The sequence below is a fragment of the Micromonospora marina genome, assembly GCF_900091565.1.
In the GTDB taxonomy this organism is placed as follows: domain Bacteria; phylum Actinomycetota; class Actinomycetes; order Mycobacteriales; family Micromonosporaceae; genus Micromonospora; species Micromonospora marina.
Map to the genome: position 1 here is coordinate 385,808 of NZ_FMCV01000004.1, position 24,386 is coordinate 410,193.

The 24,386-nt window shown below is 75.1% G+C and carries 19 protein-coding genes and 1 riboswitch; of the genes, 7 read left to right on the forward strand and 12 right to left on the reverse strand.

The annotated features are described in order from the left end of the window. Window positions 1–8 precede the first annotated feature (8 nt). The 6 genes from GA0070215_RS08370 to GA0070215_RS08395 form a co-directional block, all read right to left on the reverse strand. Window positions 9–1,121, reverse strand: coding sequence for a VWA domain-containing protein (locus tag GA0070215_RS08370; protein ID WP_091043600.1), 1,113 nt, complete (start codon window positions 1,119–1,121; stop codon window positions 9–11). Next, a complete protein-coding gene (locus GA0070215_RS08375) occupies window positions 1,118–3,418 on the reverse strand; it encodes a DUF5682 family protein (protein WP_091043602.1) in 2,301 nt (766 codons plus the stop codon). The genes GA0070215_RS08370 and GA0070215_RS08375 overlap by 4 nt, the downstream gene beginning before the upstream one ends. Beyond that, complete coding sequence (locus GA0070215_RS08380; RefSeq protein WP_091043605.1) at window positions 3,415–4,545, reverse strand: ATP-binding protein; 1,131 nt, start codon at window positions 4,543–4,545, stop codon at window positions 3,415–3,417. Before GA0070215_RS08380 ends, GA0070215_RS08375 begins: the two co-directional genes overlap by 4 nt. After that, window positions 4,542–8,225 carry a DUF4132 domain-containing protein gene (locus GA0070215_RS08385; protein WP_091043608.1) on the reverse strand — a complete coding sequence of 1,228 codons (3,684 nt, stop codon included), beginning with the start codon at window positions 8,223–8,225 and terminating at the stop codon, window positions 4,542–4,544. Before GA0070215_RS08385 ends, GA0070215_RS08380 begins: the two co-directional genes overlap by 4 nt. A gap of 74 nt (window positions 8,226–8,299) precedes the next feature. Then, the gene (locus tag GA0070215_RS08390) at window positions 8,300–10,585 is read right to left on the reverse strand and encodes an FtsX-like permease family protein (protein WP_091043612.1); all 2,286 of its coding nucleotides are present in this window, start codon (window positions 10,583–10,585) and stop codon (window positions 8,300–8,302) included. Continuing rightward, the gene (locus GA0070215_RS08395) at window positions 10,582–11,256 is read right to left on the reverse strand and encodes an ABC transporter ATP-binding protein (protein ID WP_091043615.1); all 675 of its coding nucleotides are present in this window, start codon (window positions 11,254–11,256) and stop codon (window positions 10,582–10,584) included. Before GA0070215_RS08395 ends, GA0070215_RS08390 begins: the two co-directional genes overlap by 4 nt. Window positions 11,257–11,443: 187 nt before the next feature. Here GA0070215_RS08395 and GA0070215_RS08400 point away from each other — a divergent pair, with 187 nt between their 5' ends. Continuing rightward, window positions 11,444–12,706 (forward strand): sensor histidine kinase, encoded by a 1,263-nt coding sequence (locus tag GA0070215_RS08400; RefSeq protein ID WP_091043620.1) that lies wholly within the window; start codon window positions 11,444–11,446, stop codon window positions 12,704–12,706. Then, window positions 12,703–13,371, forward strand: a complete 669-nt coding sequence (locus GA0070215_RS08405; protein ID WP_091043624.1) for a response regulator — start codon at window positions 12,703–12,705, stop codon at window positions 13,369–13,371. Before GA0070215_RS08400 ends, GA0070215_RS08405 begins: the two co-directional genes overlap by 4 nt. Window positions 13,372–13,398: 27 nt before the next feature. Here GA0070215_RS08405 and GA0070215_RS08410 read toward each other — a convergent pair whose 3' ends face one another. Next, on the reverse strand, window positions 13,399–13,728 hold the full coding sequence (locus GA0070215_RS08410; protein ID WP_091043629.1) for a hypothetical protein: 330 nt from the start codon (window positions 13,726–13,728) through the stop codon (window positions 13,399–13,401). 132 nt (window positions 13,729–13,860) lie between these two features. Between GA0070215_RS08410 and GA0070215_RS08415 the strand changes: the two genes are divergently transcribed. The 5 genes from GA0070215_RS08415 (at window position 13,861) to GA0070215_RS08435 (ending at window position 19,402) form a co-directional block, all read left to right on the forward strand. Then, window positions 13,861–14,592, forward strand: a complete 732-nt coding sequence (locus GA0070215_RS08415; RefSeq protein WP_091043632.1) for a histidine phosphatase family protein — start codon at window positions 13,861–13,863, stop codon at window positions 14,590–14,592. Continuing rightward, window positions 14,576–15,439, forward strand: a complete 864-nt coding sequence (locus tag GA0070215_RS08420; RefSeq protein ID WP_091043635.1) for an NAD(P)H-hydrate dehydratase — start codon at window positions 14,576–14,578, stop codon at window positions 15,437–15,439. The genes GA0070215_RS08415 and GA0070215_RS08420 overlap by 17 nt, the downstream gene beginning before the upstream one ends. 147 nt (window positions 15,440–15,586) lie before the next feature. Next, on the forward strand, window positions 15,587–17,071 hold the full coding sequence (locus GA0070215_RS08425) for a S8 family peptidase (protein WP_091043637.1): 1,485 nt from the start codon (window positions 15,587–15,589) through the stop codon (window positions 17,069–17,071). Window positions 17,072–17,176: 105 nt separating this feature from the next. Then, window positions 17,177–17,677 carry a hemerythrin domain-containing protein gene (locus GA0070215_RS08430; RefSeq protein ID WP_091043640.1) on the forward strand — a complete coding sequence of 167 codons (501 nt, stop codon included), beginning with the start codon at window positions 17,177–17,179 and terminating at the stop codon, window positions 17,675–17,677. A 180-nt stretch (window positions 17,678–17,857) separates the two neighbouring features. Beyond that, window positions 17,858–17,947, forward strand: a riboswitch (ZMP/ZTP riboswitch). Between the two features lie 18 nt (window positions 17,948–17,965). Further along, window positions 17,966–19,402, forward strand: a complete 1,437-nt coding sequence (locus tag GA0070215_RS08435; RefSeq protein ID WP_091043641.1) for a glycine hydroxymethyltransferase — start codon at window positions 17,966–17,968, stop codon at window positions 19,400–19,402. Window positions 19,403–19,460: 58 nt separating this feature from the next. Here the strand turns inward: GA0070215_RS08435 and GA0070215_RS08440 are convergent, their stop codons facing one another. From GA0070215_RS08440 to GA0070215_RS08460, 5 genes are read right to left on the reverse strand one after another with little or no spacing between them, the layout of a single operon-like run. Next, window positions 19,461–19,712 (reverse strand): hypothetical protein, encoded by a 252-nt coding sequence (locus tag GA0070215_RS08440; RefSeq protein ID WP_026267583.1) that lies wholly within the window; start codon window positions 19,710–19,712, stop codon window positions 19,461–19,463. Between the two features lie 27 nt (window positions 19,713–19,739). Beyond that, the gene (locus tag GA0070215_RS08445) at window positions 19,740–21,083 is read right to left on the reverse strand and encodes an aminotransferase-like domain-containing protein (RefSeq protein WP_091043644.1); all 1,344 of its coding nucleotides are present in this window, start codon (window positions 21,081–21,083) and stop codon (window positions 19,740–19,742) included. A gap of 1 nt (window position 21,084) precedes the next feature. Continuing rightward, window positions 21,085–22,188 (reverse strand): alpha-hydroxy acid oxidase, encoded by a 1,104-nt coding sequence (locus tag GA0070215_RS08450; RefSeq protein ID WP_091043646.1) that lies wholly within the window; start codon window positions 22,186–22,188, stop codon window positions 21,085–21,087. Then, on the reverse strand, window positions 22,181–23,149 hold the full coding sequence (locus GA0070215_RS08455) for an alpha/beta hydrolase (protein WP_091043649.1): 969 nt from the start codon (window positions 23,147–23,149) through the stop codon (window positions 22,181–22,183). Before GA0070215_RS08455 ends, GA0070215_RS08450 begins: the two co-directional genes overlap by 8 nt. Next, window positions 23,146–24,369, reverse strand: a complete 1,224-nt coding sequence (locus GA0070215_RS08460) for a cytochrome P450 (protein WP_091043651.1) — start codon at window positions 24,367–24,369, stop codon at window positions 23,146–23,148. Before GA0070215_RS08460 ends, GA0070215_RS08455 begins: the two co-directional genes overlap by 4 nt. Window positions 24,370–24,386: the final 17 nt, after the last annotated feature.

The following is a 24,386-nucleotide window of genomic DNA, read 5'->3' on the forward strand; positions in this document are numbered from 1 at the left end:
CCGTCCTCCTACCGGCCCACGTGCTCGGCCACGAACGCGGCCAGCTCGCCCGGGGTCATCGCCCCTACCGCCGCGCCCACGTCGGCCAGCCGCTGGGCGGTGGCCCGGTCGTACGCCGGGTCGGCCTCCTCGTCCAGCGCCGCGAGGGCCAGCACGTGCGTGCCCTGCTCCACGAGGTGCTTCACCGACCGGACCAGACGACCGGCGTCCCCGCCCTCGTAGAAGTCGGACACCAGCGCGACGATCGTCCGGCGCGGGTTCTCCACGAGCTGCGCGCCGTACGCGACCGCGCGGGCGATGTCGGTGCCGCCGCCGAGCTGAACCTTCATCAGCAACTCCACCGGGTCGTCCACGTCGGAGGTCAGGTCGACCACCTCGGTGTCGAAGGCGACCAGGTGGGTCCGTACGCCCGGCAACCCCCACAGGCAGGCGGCGGTCACCGCGGCGTGGATGACCGAGCCGAGCATCGAACCGGACTGGTCCACCAGCAGGATCACCTGCCAGCGGTCGAGGTGGCGGCGGGTGCGGGAGAAGAAGTGCGGCTGCCGTACGTGCAGCCGGCGCTCGTCCGGCCGCCAGTGCGCCAGGTTGGCCCGGATGGTGCGCCGGACGTCGAAGTTGCGGGCCTGCCGGAACCGGCTGGGGCGGCGCGCCCGGGGCCCGGAGAACGACTGCCGGACGTCGGCGGCGAGCCGCTCGACCAGTTGCCGCACCACAGTCTCGACGAGCTTGCGGGCCAGCCCCAGCACCTGCGGGTCCATCAGGTGCTTGGTGCGCAGCACCGCGCGCAGCAGCGCCGGGTTCGGCTCTACCCGGGCCAGCACCGCCGGGTCGGTGACGACCTCGTGGATGCCGTACCGCTCGACCGCGTCGCGTTCCAGCCGCTGCACCGTCTCCTTCGGGAACAGTCTGGTGATCCCGTCCAGCCAGTCCACGGTGGTCAGCGCGGATGGCGCGGACCCGCCGCGCCGCACGTCGCGGCGGCCGAGGTCGGCGTCGCGGCCGTAGAGCCAGTCCAGCGCCGCGTCCCGGCCGGCCGCCTCGGCCGACAGGCCGCCCAGGCTGTCCTGCGCGGCGTCGCCGAGCACCAGCCGCCAGCGTTCCCGCATCGGGTCGCTCACGCCCCGTCCCCCTCCCACAGCCCTTCCCGGGCCAGCAGCTCGTCGACCCGCTCCTCCACCGCACGGGCGGCGGCCACCAGCAGCGGGTCGGCGTCCAGCCGCAGCAGGTCACCGGGCGGCATGTCACCGCCGTGCAGCGCCTGCACGTGCCGGGCCACCTCGGCCCGCTCCCGGGGCGGGAACCAGCCGAACGCCTGCCGCAGCGCCGGCAAGGCCACCAGGAACTCGTGCGCGCCCATCGAGGCGAGCAGCTCGTCCACGACTGTGAGCAGCGCCGCGTCGCCGGACACCACCTCCTCCCGGGCCAGCGCGAACAGCCCGCCAAGCCAGTCGCCGAGCGTGTCCGGAGCGGCCACGGCCCGGACCGCGCGGGCGGCGTCCGGCACGTCCCCCAGCGACCAGGCCAGGCCCAGCGCGGCGCCGCGCAGGTCCGGCGGAGCCGCCGGGTCGGCCGCCACCCGGCCGGACACGGCAAGCGCGCCGTCCCGGTCGAGCCCCAGCGTCGGCCCGGCGTGGCGGAGCGCGTCCCGGACCGCGACGAGCGCGGTCAGCCGGCCCGGGTCGGCCGGCGCGGCCGTGGCCCGCACGCCCTCGACGAGCCAGAGCGCCCGGCGTACGGCGGCGGTGATCAGCGCGCCCAGCGGTGCGGTCCCGGCGCTGCCGAGCAGCCGGTCGTGCCGCCACAGGGCCAGTGCCACGGCGAGCGCCCGGCCCAGCGCCCGCAGGTCGGTGACCCCGCCTGCGGCGCGGCCGATCGCGGTGAGCGTGCGCGTGGAGTGCTCGGGCAGCCCGGCCAGTGCGGTGTCGAACAACGTCGTGGCGAGCCCGTCCACGTCCGCGCCGAGCAGCGTCACCCGCTCCTCGATCCGGGCGGTGACCGCGTCCAGGACCGTCGGGCCGTACCCGCCGGCCTCGATCACCCGGGCGAGCCGGTCCGCCGACGGCGCGGGCGACCAGCGTTCGGTGAGCAGCGCGTCCGCGCCCACCCGCGGGCCGCTCTCCCGGGTGTGACCGGGCACGTCGAGCAGCCGCAGCCGGTGCAGCAGGCGGCTCCGGCCCAGGTCGTCGGCGTCGGTCAGGTCCAGCTCGACCGCCTCGCGCGGATCGATCCGGTGCCGTGCCAGCTCGGCGTCGACGTCGTGCACGAGCGGTGGCAGCGGCGTGTCCGGGTGCAGCCGGCCCACCCGGTCGCCGCTGAGCGCGGCCACCATCTCCACCACCACCGGGTGCGCGCCCGGCGCCAGCGTGCCCCGGGTCGCCCACGGCAGCGGCTGGTCGAGCGCGTCGGTGACCAGCGCGGACACCAGCCCGTCGAGCACGTCGACCCGGCCCGGGTGGGCGTGGCCGCGCAGCCGGGCCAGGCCGCCGGCCATGCTCCGGGCGGCGATCAGGTCGGCGGTGGAGACGGGCTGCCGCCGGGTACGCAGCCGGGCCGCCACCGCCTCGGTCAGCGCCTCCGCGGCCCGGCGCGGGCCGTCCTCCCAGACCCGCTGGTAGTACGCCGGGGACGGCATGCCGGACTGGTAGCCGACGAACGCGTCGAGGCGCCGGAACGAGTACGGCACGAGGTAGCTGCCCGCCACCGCGTCGGGCGCCGGGGCGGGGATCTCCGGCCAGTCGTCGTCCGCCCCGTCGTCGCCGGCGGTCAGCCGGACCAGTGCGGGACGGTGGAAGCCGCCGGTCACCACCAGCACCGGGCGGCCGGCGGCGCGGCGCCGGGCGGCGCGTACCCAGCGGGCCATGTACGCCTCCCGGGCGGTGTCGTCGGCCCCGGCCGCCGACTCGCCGCGCAGCACGTCGAAGTACGTGTCGAGGCGCTCGGCCAGCCCGTCGTCCGGGCCGATCTCGAACAGGTGGTCCCAGAGCGCGTCCACGTTGTCCACGGCGAGCGTGGCGCAGAGCCGGCGGACCGCCTCGGCGTACCGCTGGTCGGCGTCGGCGTACCGGTTGGCCCGGTCGGACAGCGCGGGATGCCACGCGGGCAGGTCGATGAAGCGCAGCTGCGCGCCCACCTCCCGCCCGGCGGTCAGCGCCACCCACTCCGGCGAGTACGCGCAGAACGGGCTCCAGGAGGCGTGCCGCCGCGTGCCGTCGCGGTGCGCGGTGAACACGGCGATCGGCAGCTCGTGGTCTGCCAGCAGCTCGTCCATCCGCCCGTTCAGGTCCGCCGGCCCCTCCACCAGCACGTACGCCGGCCGCAGCCGCGCCACGGTGGCCGCGATCAGCCGGGCGCAGGCCGGACTGTGGTGCCGGACGCCGAGGAACGTGACGCCGCCGGGCGCCTCGACGGCGCTCACCCGGGCAGCAGGTGCCGGGCGTCGTGCACCGCCCGCCACTGCGCGCCGGACCGGCGGGGCACCTGCTGCTCCAGGTAGCGCCGCAGCCGGGCCAGGTCCTCGGCGTCGTCCTTCGCGGCGGTGCCGGCCAGGCAGGCGACCAGGTCGGCGGCGTCGCCGGGTTCGCCGCGCAGGAACCAGCCGCGCAGCCCGACCGCGTGCGCCACCGACACCGCCTCCGCGGTGCTCATCACCGCCGACAGCCGCTCCATCGCGTCGCCGCGTTCGGTGATCCCGGTCCGCAGCTCCCGGAACGTGGTGACCAGCACCTCCAGCAGGTCGCGCCGGGGCGGCGCGGCCACGCCGGAACGGCGCAGCAACTCGCCCGCCTCCGCCTCGACCAGTTCCAGCTCGGTGCCCAGGTCGGGGATCGGGAAGACGGTCTCGAAGTTGAACCGCCGCTTGAGCGCGGCGCTCATCTCGTTGACGCCGCGGTCGCGGGTGTTCGCGGTGGCGATCACGTTGAACCCCTCGCGGGCGAACACCATGGCGTCGGCGCCGGGCAGCTCGGGAATGGCGAGCACGCGGTCCGACAGCGGGGAGAGCAGGCAGTCCTGCACCTCCAGCGGGCAGCGGGTGATCTCCTCGAACCGGACCACCCGCCCCTCCGCCATGCCGCGCAGCAGCGGCGCCGGCACCAGCGCGCGCGGCGTCGGGCCGTCCGCGACCAGCAGCGCGTAGTTCCACGAGTAGCGGATCTGGTCCTCGGTGGTGGCCGCGCCGCCCTGGATGGTGAGCGTGGAGTCGCCGCTGACCGCGGCGGCGAGCAGCTCCGACAGCAGCGACTTGGCGGTGCCGGGCTCGCCGACGAGCATCAGCCCGCGGCTGGTCGCCAGTGCCACCAGGGCCCGGTCGATCAGGGACGGGTCGCCGACGAACTTGCGCCGGATCCCGGCCGCCGGGTCGCCGAGGATGAACCGCCGCGCGGCACGCAGGCTCAGCCGCCAGCCCGGCGGGCGCGGGTCACCGTCGTCGGCGGCCAGCGCGGCCAGCTCGTCGGCGTACCGCACCTCGGCCGGCGGGCGCTGCGCCCGCTCGGCGGCCGGGGGCCGCTGGGCTCGGTCGGCGGCCGGGTCGAGGGCGGTCACCGGGTCACCTCCGCCAGGTCGCGCAGCACCTCGGAGACGGTGACGTCGTCCAGGTCGCCGAGGCGGACCTTGCCGCCGCGCTGGTACCAGTCGCCGTAGGGCACGTCGTTGACCCAGATCGCCTCGATCTTCTGGTCGGGGAACATGTCCACCACGCCGACCGCGATGCCGGGATCGAGGTCGATCACCACGGCCCGGCCGCCGGGGACCTCGCGCTCCAGCCAGCTCTGGATGCCGGCGTCCTGCGGGGTGCCGCGTCGCCAGCCCCGCCGTTCCAGGCTGAGCAGCCGCCCGGCCGGGACCGTGACGCCGATGTGCCGGTGCAGCAGCGCCTCGCCGCGCTCGGCCGCCTCCAGCCGGTGCACCTCGCGGCCGAGCTGCGGAAAGGGCTGGAGGATCTCGTAGTCGGCGAAGACCTCCGCCCAGGCCGGCACCGCCGCGCCGAGGTGCAACGGGTGCGCGATGGTGACGGTGGCGTCGTCGGGCAGCGCGTACGTCTCGTCGTCGGCGTCGGCGAGCGTGCGGTCCTCGGCCACCCGGAACGCGGTGCCCACCGTCCCCGCGTCGTCCACTGTGCCCCAGACCAGCCGGCGCACGACGTGCCAGAGCAGCGGGTGGGACAGGAAGTAGCGGCGGAAGTCCGCGGCCGGCCAGCGCCGCCCGGTCACCATCGCCGCCTCGAAGCGACGGATCTGGTCGGCGGCGAGCGTGCGCACGTCCTTCTTCAGGCCGGCGAAGCGCTTGTGCGCGGCGGGCGCCAGCGTCGCGTCGTCCCGGGCGCCGGGCTTCGGCAGGTCCTTGCGGCGGGCGCCGGTGCCGTCCACCACGTACGGCTTGAGCTGTTCGTCGAAGCCGACGGTGAACCGGCGCGGCCCGTAGTCGAGGACCAGGCTGCCGTCGGCGTCCAGCCCGAGGTCGGGCACCAGCCGGTCGCCGAGCTGCTCGGGCGTCAGGCCCAGCCCGTCGGCGACCTCGGTGACCTTGCGCGCCGCCTGCTCCCGCAGGCCCCGGAACTTCACCTTCTGCGAGATGCCGTAGAGGTGCATCAGCGCCACGTCGGTGCCGATCTGCGCCAGCACCTCCAGGCCGGTCACCGCCCGCGCGTGCTGGCTCTCGCCGGGCCAGGCCCGGACCAGCGGCGCGAGCCGCCGGGCGGTCGAGTCGTCGCCGAGCAGCCCCAGCGCGGTGAACGCCCAGCCGTCCTTCGACGGCGCGCCGGCACTCTGCCAGCTCTCGAACAGCGCCCAGGCGAACTCCGCCAGGGAGTCGGCCTCGCACGCCGCGCGGACGATCTCCACCCCCGGGTACGGCTCGCCGGGCGAGGAGATGGCGAGCATGGTGCAGAGGTGGCGGACCGCGTCGGCGGGCAGCGCCGCGGAGCGGTCCCGCAGCATCACCTGCGGCAGCACCGCCGGGTCCAGCCACGCGGGCAGGCTCGGCATCCGGGCCGGGAGCTGGGCCAGCGGGTCGGCGTCGAGCATCGCCGTGGCGGCGGCGAGCGCCTCGTCGCCGTACTCCCGGGCCACGCCCAGGAGCGTCTCGCGGTGCTCCGCGGCGACCAGGCGCAACGCCCGCTCGGCGGCCCGGCGGCGCGGGCCGGGCGTGCCCAGGGCGGCGGGGAGCAGCGCCCGCGTGGCGTACTCCGGGTGCCGCCGCAGCCAGGCGCGGGCGGTCGGGCGGGCCGACCTGAGCCGGTCGAGCCAGTCGGCCATCAGGTCGGCGACCTCACCGTCGGCGTACGGCAGCAGCACCTCGCCGACGCTCTTCGGCGCGGTCCGGGCCAGGTGCAGGGCGGCGGGCAGGGCGTCCAACTCGTACCGGCCGGCGAGGCGGGTCATCCATTCGTCGGCGCCCCAGGACTCGTCGGGACGCCAGGCCGGCAGCAGCGGCCGGGCCAGCTCCTCGGTCGCCCGGACGAAGAAGTGGATCGCCTCGTACGAGCCGGCCCGCCCGGCGGCGACCTCGGCGGCCAGCACGGTCAGGTCGTCGCCCCGCCACCAGCCGGACCAGCGGGGCACGACCGCCGCCCACCGTTCCCGCTCGCCCGGCAGCCAGGCCGTGGCGGACCCGGCGGGACGGGTCAGCCCGTCCACCACCGGCGGGGTGGACCGTGGGCGCCGCACCGACCAGGGCGGGGACACCAGCACCGGCGGCAGCCGGTCCGGCCCGGCGACCGGCAGCGCGGACGCGTCGTCGCGGATCCGCTCGACCCGTTCCCGCTGCGCCGCGTCCAGCGCCGGCAGCGCCGCCTCGACAGCGGCCGGGTTGGCCAGCACATGGGCGCGCAGCAGGGTGGCCGCCTCCCGGGCGGCCGGGCTGCGCCCCTCGACGGCCGCGGACAGCAGGCGCACGCCGCGCACCGGGAAGCGGCGCAGCGTCTCCGTCACCGCGGGCGGGACGTACTTGCGGTCCAGCCGGCCGAGCAGCGCCGTCATCGGCTCGTCGCCGGGCAGGGCCGCCAGCAGCGACACCAGCCGCTGCCGCCCGTCCGCGCCGGTGTGCTCGTGGTCGAACCACCCGGCCAGCACCGGCGCGACGGGCGGCCCGACCGCCGCGGTGGCGGTGACGATCGGCGCCTGGTCGTACATCAGCCGGTAGACCACCAGGTGGCCGGCGAGGGCGTGGATCGCGTCCACCTCGTCGACCGCGCCGAGCAGCAGCTCGGCGAGCAGCGGGCCCCCGGCGCGTGCCACGTCGGCGACGTCCTGGGCCACCCACTCCCGCTCGGTCGGCAGCAGGAACGAGGTGACCGCCCGCGCCGCCAGCGGCCGGGACCGGTACGGGACCAGCGCGGTGCGGGCCGCGGCGTAGTCCTCGTCGCCGGCCGCCGCGAGATGCGCGCGGACCCGGCGCAGCACGGACTGCCGCAGACGCCACTGGCCGTAGTTGTGTGACTTCTCCGCCTCGGTGCGGTTGAGCAGAAGCGGGGACCCCGGCCCGGCGGCCGCCACGGTGATCTGCTCGGTCGCGGCGACCGCCGCGCCGACCGGGCCGAGATCGGCGACCAGCAGGTCGGCGACAGCCACCCCCTGCTGGTCGCGTCCGTTGTAGCCGAGTGCCGCCGCCACTGCGGCCACCAGCGCGGCCCCGCCCGACGGACCGGGCTCGCCGTCGAGGTAGCCGCGCAGTGCCAGGCCCAGCTCCGGATCGCCGGTGGCCCGGGCGGTGGCGGCCACCGGGACGGCCACCGCGTCCAGCACCTTCCGCCCGGCGGCACGGCCCTTCGCGGCGCTCGGCAGGGCCGTGCCCGGCGTGCCACCCCGGCGCGGGACCAGCATCCGCCGCCAGCCGGCCGGAACCTCGAACGCGTCCTCGTCCGGCAGCTCGCCGGCAGGCGACGTGGCCGACTGCGCCCCGGCCGGGCCGCTACCGGCCGCACGAGCACCGGTCGGATCGGCGCCGGTCGCTTCCGGATCGCGGCTCGGTGCGGCCGGCTCGGCGGCGGGCGCTCCGTCCTGCCCCGTGGAAGGCGCGACTGTCGTCTCGGCGTACCCCTTGCGCAGTTTCTCCGCGATCAGCCGGTCGGCGTGCGCGGCGGCCTCGGCCGGCGAACCCAGTTCCTTGACCTGGGTGCGGCCCTGCGCGCCGATCGATCCATAACGGACCGTCACCGTCGCTTCGCGCTGCCCGACCTCCCAGAACTTGGCCGAACCGCCGCCCACGAACTCGAATCTGCGCACACCGTCTCCTTGATCGCCCGCAGTGTGCCGGGACCATAACCGGCCCCACCGACACCCGTGGAACCGCCGGGGCGCTACTCGCTCCGCAGGGCCGTCGCGGTCCGGGTCCGGGCCGCCCACCCGGCCGGCAGCAGCGCTCCGAGCAGTGCCGTCAGCGGCCCGCCCAGCGCCAGCGCCGTCAGGAGAAACGGCCCGTACACGTCGAGCAGCGCCTCCGGCAGGTGCAGTCCGCCGCTGGCGGCCATCGTCGGGACGACGAGCCGGTGCATCGCCACACCCGCGGGTACGCCGAGCAGCCCGCCGACCAGGCCAACACCGGCGACGGAGGCGACCACCATCGCGATCGTCTGGGCCGGCGTCATGCCGAGCGCCTTGTGCACGCCGAGATCGTGGACCCGGTCGCGCAGGTCGAGCACGAGCATGTTGAGCACGCCCAGCGCGGCCACCGCGAGCAGCAGCAGGGTCAGCGTGGCGGTCAGCCCCTCCACGACCAGCAGGAGCGGGTCGGTCTCCGTGCCGCTCGGCCGCGCCGTGAGGCCCCGGCCGGCGAGTGCGCCGGTCAGCGCCCGCGCGTAGGCGCCGGCTTCGGTGTCCGGGGCGAGCGCGACGCGGTACTCGGACGGATTCCGGCCGGTGGGCGTGGCGGTACCGGTGAACACCGTCATGACGGACTCGAACACCTCGCCGACGATGCGCAGGCGTACCGGCGTGCCCTCGATCCGGACCGTGACGGTGTCACCGATCCGCGCTCCGGTGGCGGTCAGCAGGGGTCCGCCGACGACGGCCTCGCCGGGTGCGGCGAACCAGCGTCCGGAGACCATCTCGAAGCCGTCCCACGCCGCGTCGCCGGTGATCGTCGTGACGGAGACCGGATCGGCGATGCCCGCGACGGTGCCCGGTGCCTGCGTGCGGCCGTACCGGGCGCGGGTGCCCGGCTGCGCGTCGATCGCCGCCAGCACCGCGGCCGGATCGGCGACCGGTCCGGCGTCCGGATCGCCGGTCACCGTGACGTCCGCGACGTCCTGGGTGAGCGCGGTCTGGATGCGCAGCAGCGACGCGGCGAGCCCGGTCGCGAACGTCATCGCCGCCGCGCCGGTCGCGACCGCCAGCAGGATCGCGACCGTGCGGGCCGGCCGGGCGAACGGGCGGGCCAGGCCGAGGCCCACCGGCCGGGCCACCGGCAGCCGCGCCGCCAGCCGCGACGCCCAGCGGCCCCGCGCCGGACCGGACGCCCGTCCGACCGCGATGGCGTCCACGGTGCGGAGCCGCCCCGCTCTCAGCGCGGCCGCCCACGCGGTCAGCGTCACCACCGCCAGCACCCCGCCGGTGGCCAGGACGGTCACCCACCAGGCGATGGTGGTGTTCGCCGAACCGTAGATCTCCTCGGTCTCGGCCAGTACCGGCAGCGCGAGGAGGTTCCCGGTGACCGTTCCGGCGACGGCACCCACGGCGGCCGGGAGCAGCGTCTGCGCGACGAACGCGCGGACGACACCCGCGGGGGTGCAGCCGAGCGCCTTGAGGATGCCGATCCGGCGGGTGGCGACACCGACCGTCCCGGCGACGACAGTGCCGACCACCAGCAGCGCCATCACGATGCCGAGCAGCGCGAACGCGACGAGGAACGGCACGAAGACGGCCGCGTCCTCGACGGCCTGCTGCCGTACGTCCAGCCAGGATCGGGCGCCGGTGACCGCGCCGGCGGGCAACGTGGCGACCACGGCGTCCCGGCCGGTCCCGACCTCCGTCGGGGTGCGCGCGTCCGTGAACCGGTAGAGCATCTGGTACCCGTCCGCCGTGTCCGGCCCGTCGAGTACGCCGACGGCGGACGGCAGCACCCAGGCCCCGGCGGTGTCGCTGACCGACCGGGCCGTACCGACCACCGTGAACTCGGCACCGCCGGGTGTGGCCAGGCGGGAGCCGGGCGGCACGCGGACGGCGCCGCCGCTCAGCACGATCTCGTCCGGACCGGCCGGCCACCGCCCGCCGGCCAGCTCGATCCGGTCGACCGGGCCGCCGGGATCGGCGCGGGCGACGACTGTCAGCGGCGGCGTCCGCATCCCGCCGCGCTCCGTGAAGGCGACCACCAGCACCCGGTACGGGCCAGCGGCGGCCACCACGCCCGGCGCCGAGGCCGACGCGGCGAGCTGCGGTTCCGTCACCGCACCGGAGTCCGCCCGCACGGTCAGGTGCGCTCCCCGCTGGGCGGCGAACGCGTCGTCGAAGGGCGCCTGCGACGCGACGAGCAGCCCGCCGCCGAGCACCGTGGCGGTCACGGCGGCGGCGGTGACCAGGCCGACGACGACTGTCTGCACCCGGCGGCGCCGTACGCCGGACCGGACGACCCGGCCGAGCCCGCTCACCGCCGCACCTCGACCCGGCCGTCGCGCAGGCGGATCGTCCGGCCGGCGGACGCCTCGGCCAGCCGCAGGTCGTGGGTGACGAGCACGATCGTCTGGCCGCTGCGGTGCAGCTCGTCGAGCAGGCGCCGGACGTCCTCCCCGGAGGCGGTGTCCAGCGCGCCGGTCGGCTCGTCGGCCAGCAGCAGCGCGGGCCGGTTGATCAGGGCGCGGGCGACGGCGACGCGCTGGCGCTCACCGCCGGAGAGGCGTCCCGGGTACGCCTGCGCGTGCCGGGCCATGCCGAGCGAGTCCAGCAGGGAGGCCGCGTGTGCGCGCGACGCGCGGGCCGGGGCGCCGGCCAGCTGGGCGGGCAGCAGGACGTTGTCCAGCACGGTCAGGTCGTCGAGCAGGTTGAAGAACTGGAAGACCAGGCCCACGTGCGCGCGCCGGAACCGGGCCGACGCGGCCTCGCCGAGCCTCTCCAGCCGGGTGCCCGCGACGGTCACCGTGCCGGCGTCCGGCCGGTCCAGCGCGGCGAGCAGGTTGAGCAGCGTGGACTTTCCGCTGCCGGACGGGCCGAGCACTGCAACGCACTCGCCGGGCCGGACGGTCAGCGACACGTCGTGCAGTGCGGGCGGCCCCTCACCGTAGCGGCGGGTCACCCCGCGTACGTCGATCACCGGATCGGTCATGTCTCGCCCCTTGTGGTCGGGCCGGTCGATTGGACGCCGTGACGTTAGGAGCGGGCCGCAGGCCGGGGCATCGGTCCGGCGACGCACCGCCGTACCGCCGGAGGTGGATCTTCGTCCGGGGTCATCCCTGCGATGTAGTCGCAGTGCACACCGTGGCCGATGCCCCGGCCGGCGTGCGGCGGCGAGAATGTGGCTCGTGAGAGGCGTCGTGGCGACCGGACCGCTGCCGAGACCCGGCTGGCGGGCGCTGCTGCTCGACGCGGCGCTGGCGGCTGTGCTCGGGCTGGTGTGCTTCCAGGCCGCCACCGACGACGTCGGCGTCCCGCCCCCGCCGTTGCCGCCGCCACTGCCGCTGCCGCCGTTGGCGGTCCCGCCGGAGGTGCAGCCGGCGCCGCCCGGGTCGACGCTCGGGGCGTTGCTGCTGGTCTTCGTCATGTGCGCGCCGCTGGTGCTGCGCCGCCGGTATCCGCTCGCGGTGCTCTGGGCGACGACGGCCGCCGCGTCACTGGTGCTGGTGACCGACGGGGACCGGCAGCCGGCCCTGTTCCCGTGCGTGGTGCTGACCTGCCTCGTCGCCGTCTACAGCGCGGCGGCGCACAGCCCGTACCGGCTGCCGGCGCTGGCGTCGGTCCCGGTGGTGGCGCTGCTCGCCCTGGGCCTGCGGGAGCTGATGGTGGTCACGGTGCCCGCGGACCGTCTTCCGTTCGTCGTGCTGGCCCCGCTGGTGGCCGCCGCGGGCGGCCACCACGTGTGGCGGCGACGGGCGGGCGAGGACCGGCAGCGGCTCACCGCCGAGGCCCGCGCCCACGAGCAGGCGCTGCGCGACGCGGTCGCCGGTGAGCGGGCCCGCATCGCCCGCGAACTGCACGACGTCGTGACGCATCACGTCAGCGTGATGGTCATCCAGGCCGGCGCCGCCCGGACGGTGCTCGCCGCCGCACCGGATCAGGCACGGGAGGCGCTGCTCGCGGTCGAGTCGACCGGCCGGTCCGCGCTCACCGAGCTGCGGCACGTCATGGGCCTGCTGGCCGAGTCCGAACCGGACGACCCGGAGGACCCCCAGCCCGGCATCGACGACCTGCCCGACCTGGTCGCACGCATGCGTGACGCCGGCGTGCCGGTGGGTCTGACCGTCTCGGGCGAGCGCCGGCCGGTCACCTCCGGTGTCGGGCTGACGGCCTACCGGGTGGTGCAGGAGGCGTTGACCAACATGGTCCGGCACGCGCCGGGCGCCGCCGGCACCGTCGTCGTCGAGTACGCGCCGGAGAGGCTGCGGATCGAGGTCGGCAACACCGAGCCCGGCGTCCCGGCCGCGACCGGCACGACGGGCGGGCGCGGCCTGATCGGGCTGCGGGAGCGGCTCGCCGTCTACGGTGGGACGTTGCGCGCCGGCGCGCGGCCGGGCGCCGGCTACCACGTCGAGGCGCTGATCCCGTGGGAGGCGACATGACGGTACGAGTGGTGGTCGCCGACGACCAGGCGCTGGTCCGTACCGGGTTCCGCATGATCCTCACGGCCGGCGGGGTGGACGTGGTGGCCGAGGCGGCGACGGGCGCGGAGGCGGTGGACGCGGTGCGCCGCACCCGGCCCGACGTGGTGCTCATGGACGTGCGCATGCCCGAGCTCGACGGTCTCGAGGCCACCCGCCGCATCCTCACCGGGGCCGTCGCGGCGCCACGGATCATCATCCTCACCACGTTCGACCTGGACCAGTACGTCTACGCCGCGCTCGCCGCCGGGGCGAGCGGCTTCCTGCTCAAGGACGTGACGCCGGAACACCTGGTCGCGGCCGTACGCATGGTCCAGGACGGGGACGCGCTGCTCGCGCCCGCGATCACCCGCCGCCTGGTGCGGCGCTTCGCCCGCCGTGACCCGCAGGCGGCGGCGGTGCACCGCGACCTGGCCACGCTGACCCGGCGCGAGACGGAGGTCCTGCGCCTGCTGGCCGGCGGGCTGAGCAACGCCGAACTCGCGGAGACGCTGCACCTGTCCGAGGCGACGGTGAAGACCCACGTCGCCCGGATCCTGGCCAAACTCGGTCTGCGCGACCGGGTCCAGGCGGTGGTGGTCGCCTACGAGACGGGTCTCGTGAGTCCCGGTTCGCCGGAGGACTGACCGGTCCGGCGACGGCCGGCAACGTGCTCAGGTGATCAGCAGCGCCCCGACGACGATCAGCGGCACCGAGACGAACAGGAAGATGCCGACGCCGGTGAGCACCCGCCCGCCGCCGCCGTCCTCCCGCTCGGGCGCCAGGCCGAACGTGGACCGGGCCGGCAGCATGCCGATGCGGCTCAGCGTCAGGTCACCGGTCATCCCGATCACGGCACCGACGATCATGAACGCCACTCCCACCCGGTGCGTGAAGTCGCCGCCGCCGACGGCCACCCAGATGCCGACCGCCGCGGCGATCACCACCGCGGCGATCACGAAGAGCACCAGCGCCTCCCGCAGACCCCGCACCACCGTCGACATGTGCGCCCTCCCTCGGACCCGGGGTCGTCCCGAGTCGTGGGACATTCTGCCGCGTCTATGCAACGGCGCGCAGCCCGTGTGTCGCCGGTCCGGCGCGGTTATCCCCGGCCGGGCCCGGGTACCGGGAGCCGCATGGCGGAGATGGCATCGCTCTGGATCGTCCGGCACGGCGAGAGCACGGCGAACGTCGCGGCCACGGCGGCCGAGACGTCCGGCGCCGAGCTGATCGACCTCACCCACCGCGACGCGGACGTACCGCTGTCGGCTACCGGTGAGGAGCAGGCACAGGCGACCGGCCGCTGGCTGGCCGGGCTGCCGGACTCGCAACGGCCGGACGTGGCGGTGGTGTCGCCGTACCTGCGGGCGGTCCGGACGGCCGAGTTGGCGCTCGACGGCACCGGGATCCCGACGAGCGTCGACGAGCGGCTGCGCGACCGGGAGCTGGGCGTCCTCGACGGGCTCACCGCCCACGGCGTGACCCGGCGCTACCCGGAGGAGGCGCAGCGGCGTACCCGGCTCGGCAAGTTCTACTACCGGCCGCCCGGCGGCGAGTCCTGGACCGACGTGGCGCTGCGGCTGCGGGCGCTGCTGGGCGACCTGCGCCGCGACCACGACGGGGGCCGGGTGCTGCTGTTCGGCCACGACGCGCTGGTCTTCCTGCTGCGCTACCTGGTGGAGGGGCTCACCGAGGCGGAGCTGATGGCGTTGACCCGCGAGCACGTGATCGCCAACTGCTCGGTCACCGGCTGGCACGCCGACGACTCCGGCCGGCTCGTGCCGGACGTGTTCAACGACGTCACCCACCTGCACCGCCAGGGGGCGACACCCACCAGGGAGGACGAGGTCCATGCCGAGCCGGTCTGACGTGATCACCCCCGCGCTGCTGCGGGACTGGGCGCTGCCGGTGCCCACCGGCGGTAAGGAGGCGCGCGGCACCGTGCTGGTGGTCGGCGGTTCCCGGTTCACCCCCGGCGCGGTGCTGCTGGCCGGGGTGGCCGCGCTGCGTGCCGGGGCCGGCGTGCTCCAACTCGCCGCGGCCGAGTCGACGGCCCCGTCGCTGAGCATCCAGGTGCCCGAGGCGCTCGTGATCGGCCTGCCGGAGACCGACGACGGCGCGGTACGCGGCGACCCGGGCGACCTGCTCGGCGGGCTGGTCGCCGACGCGGACGTGGTGGCCGTCGGCCCCGGCCTGAAGGACATCGACGCCACCGGGGAGCTGCTGCGCCTGGTCCTGGACGCGGCCGGGCGGGAGACCGCGCTGGTGCTCGACGCGTACGCGCTCGGTGCGCTCAGCCACGCGCCGGATCTGCTGGTCGGGTCCGGCCGCAAGGTGGTGCTCACGCCCAACCTGACCGAGGCCCAGCACCTGCTGGGCCGCGATCCGGGCGACGACCTGGACGCCGAGGCGGTGGAACTGGCCGGCCGGTACGACGCGGTCGTGTCGCTGTACGGGCACATCGCGACGCCGGACGGCCGGGCCTGGCGGGAGGAGAGCGGGGACGCCGGGCTGGGCACCTCGGGCAGCGGCGACGTGCGCTCCGGGCTGCTCGCGGGCCTGCTCTCCCGGGGTGCCGACCCGGCGCAGGCGGCCTGCTGGGCGGCGTTCGCGCATGCGGTGAGCGGGCAGCGGCTGGTCCCCCGGTACGGGCGGATCGGCTTCCTCGCCCGGGAGCTGCTGGACGAGATCCCCTACACGATCGCCACCGTCTGACGATCGACTTCACGGGCGCGCGGGACGTGTAACACCCGGGGGCGCGGCGGCGCTGGTCCGGGCGAGGCCGGTACTTCGCCGTGCCTCCGCCCGGACCGCAGCCCGTTCAGGGGTGCGGTCCACCCGCACGAACCCCTGGGAGTCTGTGTGAACAATCTCCGTCGCAAGACACTCGCCGCGGCGTCCGCGGTGACGCTCGGCGCCGGGCTCGCCCTCACCGGCGGCATGTTGCCGGCCGCGGCCGCCGGACCGGAGACCTCGTATCTGGTGCTCGCCCCGCAGGGCAACGGCACCGCCAAGGCCGCCGCCCGGGTGGCGGCCGCCGACGGCACCGTGGTGGCGGCGTACGACAAGATCGGCGTGCTGGTCGTGCGCTCGTCCGCCCCGGACTTCGTCACCCGGGTGGCGGGCGCCGGCGTCGAGTCGGTCGCCTCCACCGCCGGCCTGGGCACCGCCCTGGACGAGGGCGAGACGGTCGAGGTGCCGGCCGCCGCCGTCGCCGCGGCCACCGGCGACCCGACCGCCGAGCCGCTCTACAACCTTCAGTGGGACATGGACCAGATCCGCGTCCCGCAGGCGCACGCGGTGACCGGCGGCAGCCCGTCGGTCGTGGTGGGTGTGCTGGACAGCGGCATCTCCAGCAGCCACCCGGACCTGGCGACCCAGATCGCCAGGGACAAGAGCGCCTCCTGCGTCGGCGGTGTCCCGAACACCGCCGAGGCCTCGTGGAACCCCACCACCAGCGACCACGGCACCCACGTGGCGGGCACCATCGCCGCCGCCGTCAACGGCGCCGGGGTCACCGGCGTCGCCCCGGGTGTGAAGGTCGCCGCCGTCAAGGTGGTCAACGACGACGGCTACATCTTCCCGGAGGCCGCGGTCTGCGGGTTCATGTGGGCCGCCGAGCACGGCTTCCAGCTCACCAACAACAGCTACTACATCGACCCGTGGCAGCTGAACTGCCGCAACGACGCCCGCCAGCGCCCGGTGTGGAAGGCCGTGCAGCGGGCCCTGCGCTACTCGCAGTCCCAGGGCGTGCTGCACGTCTCGTCGGCCGGCAACTCGAACTGGGACCTGGCCCACAAGATCACCGACACCGGCAGCCCGAACAACGGCACGCCGGAGGACCGCGAGAACCTCACCAACGCCTGCCTGGTCCTACCGGCCGAGGCGCCGGGCGTGGTGACGGTCGCCGCGGTCGGCCCGACCGGTGAGAAGAGCTACTACTCCTCGTACGGCCAGGGCGTGATCGACGTGACCGCGCCGGGTGGCGACACCCGGTTCCGGACCCGGGGCGCGGTCTCGACGTCCGCCGACGGCATCCTGTCCACCACCTTCAACACCGCCACCCGCACCAACGGGTGGGGCTACAAGCAGGGCACCTCGATGTCCAGCCCGCACGCCACCGGCGTCGCGGCGCTGGCGCTGTCCGCGCACCCGGGCATGAACCCCGGCCAGCTGGCCTCGTTCCTGGAGCGCGGGGCGGTGGCGAAGTCCTGCCCGTCGGGCGTCTACAACCCGGTGCCGCTGATCCCGGCGGGCCCGAACGCGTACGACGCGACCTGCTCCGGCGGGAACCGCAACGGGTTCTACGGCGCCGGCGTCGTGGACGCGTACAACGCGGTGAAGTAACCCAGACCCGCGTGGACCGGGCCCGGCGATCACGCCGGGCCCGGTCTGTTTGTCCTGGTCGGGCACCGGGTAGGGGGCACCGTCAGCCGACTTAGGAGGTAACCGGTGTCCACCGACGCGATCGTCCTGCTCAAGGAGGACCACAAGGAGATCCGCCGCCTGTTCAAGGCCTTCCAGGAGGCCGAGGAGGGGCCGGCGAGCAAGCGCGGGAAGATCGTCGGGCAGATCCTCGAAGCTCTGACGGTGCACACCTACCTGGAGAACGAGGTGATGTACCCGGAGGTCCGCAAGCTGGTGCCCGACGTCGAGGACGACATCCTGGAGTCGTACGAGGAGCACCACGTCGCGGACGTGCTCTGCTTCGAGCTGTTCACCATGGACGCCGACGACGAGCGCTTCAACGCCAAGACGACGGTGCTGATCGAGAACGTGTCGCACCACATCGAGGAGGAGGAGCAGGAGTGGTTCCCGAAGGTCCGCGAGGCGCTCGGCCGTAACCAGCTCCAGGAGATCGGCCAGCGGATGCTCGACCTGCGGCCGAAGGCTCCGAAGACCCCTACCGCCCCGGAGGCGCTGAAGAAGTCGCTGGACGCCGTGGTCGCCTGACAGCACCCCGACGCGAGCGGGACCGCCCCTTCTTCCGGGGCGGTCCCGCTCGCGTCGGTGCTCAGTCGCCCGAGCCGGGCTCGGCCATCTCTCGCCCGGGCCGGGTCGAGGCCGGCCCCCCAGGTGTGCCCCGGGACGGGCGGCCCAGCCCCGCAGGTCCCGGCCGGGCCGGTAGGATCGGCACCGGGCCGTGACTGGCGCGTGGAGATGGAGCACCATCGGGGAGCGGCCTCGTCATGAGGACGCATGCCGAGCGCCTGGGCCTTCCGCACGTCACCTGGAGGTCGCATGTCGCGCAACGCCGAGTCCACCGCCTTCCGCAGCGCGCTTGAGGTCGTCCGCGGCGTCGAGCCGCGCGTGGCCGACGCCATCGCCGCGGAACTGGCCGACCAGCGCGAGTCGCTCAAGCTCATCGCCAGCGAGAACTACGCCTCCCCGGCGACGTTGCTGGCAATGGGCAACTGGTTCAGCGACAAGTACGCCGAGGGCACGGTCGGGCGCCGGTTCTACGCCGGCTGCCAGAACGTCGACACCGTCGAGGCGCTCGCCACCGAGCACGCCCAGGAGCTGTTCGGCGCGTCCCACGCGTACGTGCAGCCGCACTCGGGCATCGACGCCAACCTGGTCGCGTTCTGGGCGGTCCTGGCCGACCGGGTCGAGTCCCCCGCGCTGCGCAAGGCGCAGGCGCGGCAGGTCAACGACCTCACCGAGGCCGACTGGTTCGCGCTGCGCCGTGAGCTGGGCAACCAGCGGATGCTCGGCATGTCGCTGGACGCCGGCGGGCACCTCACCCACGGCTTCCGGCCGAACATCTCCGGCAAGATGTTCGACCAGCGCAGCTACGGCACCGACCCGGCCACCGGCCTGATCGACTACGACCGGGTGGCCGAGGCGGCCCGCGAGTTCAAGCCGCTGATCCTGGTCGCCGGTTACTCCGCGTACCCGCGGAAGGTCAACTTCCGGATCATGCGGGAGATCGCCGACTCGGTCGGCGCCACGTTCATGGTCGACATGGCCCACTTCGCCGGGCTGGTCGCCGGCAAGGTCTTCACCGGCGACTTCGACCCGGTGCCGCACGCGCACATCGTCACCACCACCACGCACAAGTCGCTGCGCGGCCCGCGTGGCGGCATGGTGCTCTGCGGGCCGGAGCTGGCCGACCAGGTGGACCGGGGCTGCCCGATGGTGCTCGGCGGACCGCTGCCGCACGTGATGGCCGCGAAGGCGGTAGCGCTGGCCGAGGCACGCCGCCCCGACTTCGCCGACTACGCCCAGCGGATCGTGGACAACGCGCAGGCGCTCGCCGACGGGCTGCTGCGCCGGGGCGCGACGCTGGTCACCGGCGGCACCGACAACCACCTGGTACTCATCGACGTGTCCGGGTACGGCCTGACCGGTAGGCAGGCCGAGCAGGCGCTGCTGGACTCGGGCATCGTCACGAACCGCAACTCGGTGCCGCAGGACCCGAACGGCGCCTGGTACACCTCCGGCATCCGGATCGGCACCCCGGCGCTGACCACGCGTGGGCTCGGCGCCACCGAGATGGACGCCACCGCCGAGCTGATCCACACCGTGCTCAGCCAGACCACGCCCGGCACCGGCCCGGACGGCGCGCCGTCGAAGGCGAAGTACGTGCTGGACCCGGCGGTCGCCGAGTCCGTCGGCAAGCAGGCCGCCGACCTGCTCACGCCGTTCCCGCTCTACCCCGCGGTCGACCTGGGCTGACAGTCGTGACGGCGGCGCCCCGGGAGGACGATCTCCCGGGGCGCCGTTGCGAAGGGGGTCAGCTCAGCGGGCGCTTCAGGTGGTAGCGGTGGACCTCGGTGCTGCCCTGCACGTTGTTCACGTCCTCGGCGGCGGAGACCAGTTCCCAGCCCTCCCGGCCGACCCGGTTGAGGTGCGCGACCGCGGTGTCGCCGTACGCGGTCACGTCGGTGCGTGACCCGTCCGGGCCATACCACACGAACGAGACGTGGAAATTGCGACCCTGACCCTGATACCGACGAACGAGCAACGCGTACTCCCAGGCAACCATTCGTCCATTATCAACAGACGACCGGAGTCAGGGAACACGCACGGTGCCGGAACCCTGACACTGCGGCGTCACACCTGCGGCCATGGTGTCGGTGACCAGCGCGGCGAGCCGGTCCAGGCCCACATCGATCGACTCCGGTGTGACGGCGCTCACCGACAGCCGTAGCGCGTCGACAGGTGTGCCCGCGTCGTAGAAGTGCGCCATCGGGGTCCAGAGCACGCCGTACTCACGCGCCGAGCGGTGCAGCAGCGCGTCGTCGACCGCGAACGGCACGCTCACCACCACGAAGAACCCGCCCGCCGGCACGGTCCAGGAGACCGGGCCGCCGGCCGGGAAACGCCGGGTCAGGCCGTCGACCAGGTGGCGCAGGTTGCGGGCGTACGCGGCCCGCTCCCGGACGTTCGCGGCCACCAGCGAGCAGTCGTGCGCCAGCAGCGCGCCGCCGATCACCGCCTGACTGATCGGCGACGTGTTCACGGTGACCATGCTCTTGATCTTCGCGAGGTGGTCGGCGAGCGGGACCACGGCGCCGTCCGCCTCCCCCACCCGCTGGTCGGCGAGAACGTAGCCGACCCGGGCGCCGGGTAGCACGGTCTTGGCGAACGAGCCGAGGTAGACGACCCGGCGGGCGGTGTCCAGCGCCTTCAGGGTGGGCCGCCGGTCGGTGCCGTCGGCCGGGAACAGGCCGTACGGGTTGTCCTCGATCAGCAGGACATCCTCCTCGGCGGCCAGGTCGAGCAGCCGCCGCCGCTGCGTGGTGTCCATGCTGACGCCCGACGGGTTGGCGAAGTCGGGCATCACATAGCAGCCCCGGGGCCGCAGCCCTCCGGCACGGGCACGGCGCACAGCGGCGCGCAGGTCGGTCAGGTCGACGCCGTCCGGTCCACCGGCCACCGGGTGCACCGGCAGGTCGACCAGGCGGGCCGCGCCGGTGAGCCCGACGTACGTGGGTGCGACGGCCAACAGCACGTCGGCCGGGCCGGTCCGCAGCGCGCGCAGCACCAGGAACATGGCCTCCTGGCAGCCGACCGTCACCACTATCGACTCCGGGTCGACGGTGAGCCCCTCGTCGACGTCGAGGTGACGGGCGATCAGGTGGTGCACGATGCCCTTGGTGCGCCCGTACTGCAGCAGTGTCCGGTCCACGCCGGCCCGGTCCAGCCCGACCTCCTCGGCGAGGTGGCGGCGGAAGCGGTCCAGGTGCGTGTGCAGCAGCGCGGAGTCGAAGAACTCCTCGTACGGGCGGCCGGCCGCCAGCGACACCGCGTCCGGGTAGTGCTGCGCCACCTCGTTGAGGAAGTTCATCGAGTTCAGCGCCGGGTCGCCGACGCTGCCGTGCAGCGCCGTGACGGCCAGGTCGACGGGCTCCACGTCAGCCTCCGATCCGGGTGAGCAGCCGCCGGGCCGAGGCCGGGTCGGGGCAGCCGCTGAGGATGAGCGCGTCGCGCAACTCGGCCGCGAGCAGCGCCAGCGCCGCCTCGGCGCCGGCCCGGCCACCGGCCGCGAGCGCCCAGAGCAGCGGCCGACCCAGCAGCACGCCGTCCGCGCCGAGCGCCAGCGCGCGCAGCACGTCGACGCCGCTGCGGACGCCGCTGTCCAGCAGCACCGCGCACCGCTCGTCGACCGCCTCGACCACCTCGGGCAGCACGGCCGCGCTGGCCGGGGCGGCGTCGAGTTGCCGCCCGCCGTGGTTGGAGACCACCACGGCGTCGACGCCGGCGTCCGCCGCGCGGACCGCGTCCCGCGGGTCGAGGATGCCCTTGACCAACAACGGCACCCGGGTACGCTCCCGCAGCCACTCCAGGTCCGCCCAGCTCAGCGCCGGGGCGAACACCGCGCCGGTGTGCACCGCCACCGCCGAGACGCCCGGTGTGCCCTGGTGCGCCAGGTCGTCCCGCCCACCCGGCAGGTTCGCGGCGGTGACGTGCGGCGGCAGCGCGAACCCGTTGCGGGCGTCGCGCAGGCGCCGCCCGAGCACCGGCACGTCCACAGTCACCATCACCGCCGCGCATCCGGCCGCCGCCGCCCGGTCGAGCAGGTCGGCCACCAGCGCCCGGTCGCGCAACCAGTAGAGCTGGAACCACACCGTCGCGCCGGTCGCCGCGATCTCCTCGATCGGGGTGCTGGACAGGGTGCTCGCCACGTACGGCACGCCCGCCGCGCGGGCCGCCGCCGCGAGCGCCGGCTCGCCGTCGGGGTGCAGCAGACGCTGGTACGCCATCGGCGCGACGGCCACCGGCAACGCGGCCCGGCCGCCGGGCAGCGTCGCCTCGGTGGACGGGTCGTCGATCCCGGCCAGCATCCGGGGCAGCACCGCCACCCGGTCCAGCGCGGCCCGGTTCGCGGCCAGGGCGGTCTCGGTGCCGCTGCCGCCGTCGACGAAGTCCCACACGTCGGCCGGGAGCACCGCCCGGGCCGGCGCGGCGAACTCGGCCAGGCTGGCCGGCGGCACGAACCCGTCCGCCGGATCAGCCATTGTCGGCATCCGTCGTCGCCGCCGCCGGGTCGAGCCCGAACGCGCGGCGCAGGAAGGCGGCGGCGCGTTCCTGCGCCAGCCGGCCGGCGTCGAACACGCCGGGCATGGCGAAGAAGCCGTGCACCATGCCCGGGTGGTCGTCGGTCTCGGTGGGCACGCCGGCCTCGCGCAGCCGCGACGCGTACCGCAGGCCCTCGTCGCGCAGCGGATCGTGCCCGGCCGTGACCACGAACGCCGGTGGCAGGCCGGACAGGTCCTCGGCGAGCAGCGGCGACGCCAGCGGGTGGGCCGCGTCGCCCGGGTCGGCGAGGTAGTGGCCGCGGTACCAGCCGACCGAGTGCCTGTTGAACAGCATCGGGTCCTCGTCGTCGGCCGGCCGGCGCCCGGGGCGCTGGTCGGTGTTCGGGTAGACCAGCAACTGGGCGGCGAGCCGGGGACCGCCGTCGGCGCGGGCCAGCAGCGTGGCCGCCGCGGCCAGGTTCCCGCCCGCGCTGTCGCCGCCCACCGCCAGCCGGTCCGGGTCGACGTGGAACTCGGCGGCGTGCGCGGCGAGGTGACGCAGCGCGGCGTGGCAGTCCTCCACCGCCGCCGGGAACGGGTGCTCCGGGGCGAGCCGGTAGCCGACCGTCACGGTCTGCGCGCCGGTGAGGTTGACCAGCCGGCGGCAGATCCCGTCGGCGGTGTCGACGCTGCCGAGCGTCCAGCCGCCACCGAAGAAGTAGACGAGCGTGGGCAGCGGGCCGTCGCCGCCGGGCCGGTGGATCCGCACCGGCAGCGGCCCGGCCGGGCCGGGTACCGTCGTGTCGCGTACCTCCGCGACCGGCTCGACCGCGCCGGAGCCGGCGCGGATCGCGGCGAGGTCGGCGGCACGGGCCTCGGCGAGGGTCTGGGTGTAGAGCGGCACGGTGCCGGCGGCGGCCCGCGCGGCCCGCCACGCGACCACCTGCGGATCGAGTGTCATCGGGCCTCCCCTGTGGTGACGAAGAGTTTGTCGATACCGCGCAGGAACAGGCTCCCGCTGTACGTGTAGGGCTGGGTGACGGCGAGCCGGGGAAAACGCGCGAACAGGCGCGGCAGCGCCAGGCGCCCCTCCAGCCGGGACACCGCCGCGCCGAGGCAGAAGTGCAGGCCGACGCCGAAGGCCAGCGACGGCGGGCCGTCGCGGTGCGGGTCGAAGCGGTGCGGGTCGGGGAACCGGGCCGGGTCGCGGTTGGCGGCGGCGATCAGCAGCAGCACGTTGCCGTCGCGGCTGATCGGCACGCCGTCGAGGTCGACGCCGGCCGGCGCGGAGCGGGCCAGGAAGTGCACCGGACTCTCCATCCGCAGCACCTCCTCCACGCAGCCGCGGGCCAGCGCGTCGTCGCCCGGCAGCGCGGCGGTCACGTCCGGATGCTCCAGCAGCAGCGGCAGGCCGTTGCTGAACATGTAGACGGTGGTGACGAAGCTGGCGTTGAACAGCACGATCAGGTTGCTGATCAACTCGTCCTCGGTGAGGTCGACGCCGCCCGCGTCGAGCACCTCGGTCAGCCCGCTGATCAGGTCGTCGCCGGGCGTGCGGCGCCGGTGGGCGATCAGATCCCGGTAGTAGGCGCGCAGCTGTCCGGCGGCCTGGTTGGCCCGGGCCAGCCGCTCCGGCGTCTTGCCGGCCACGTCCATGTACTCGTCGATCCAGTCGACCCGCTGCCGGTACCAGGACAGGTCGGTCGCGGGTAGGCCGAGGAACTCGGCCATCACCAGCGCCGGGACCGGGTACGCGAAGTCGGCCACGAAGTCCACCTCGTGGCCGTCCGCGCCCACCTCGGCCATGTGGTCCAGGCGTTCGGCGACGATCCGCTCGATCGCCGGCTCCAGCGCGCCGAGGCGGCGCGGGGTGAACGTCCTGGCGAACACCGCGCGCATCCGGGTGTGGTCCGGCGGGTTGACGAACATCATCGAGGTCCGGAAGGTGCGCAGGATCTCCTGCTCCTCCCAGCCGGGCGGGAAGCCCTTGTACCAGCCGGGGTCGCGCAGGATCTGGTCCACCACGTCGTACCCGCCCGCCACCGCGCTCACGGTGCTGTGCTCGGCCCGGGCCGGAACGGCGTTCATCGGCCCGTGCTCGTGCAGGGCCGCGTAGAAGGGATAGGGGTTCTGCCGGCCCTGCTCGCTGTAGAGACCGGTCAGGATCTCGCTGACGTCCACTGTCTTCCTCCCCAGGA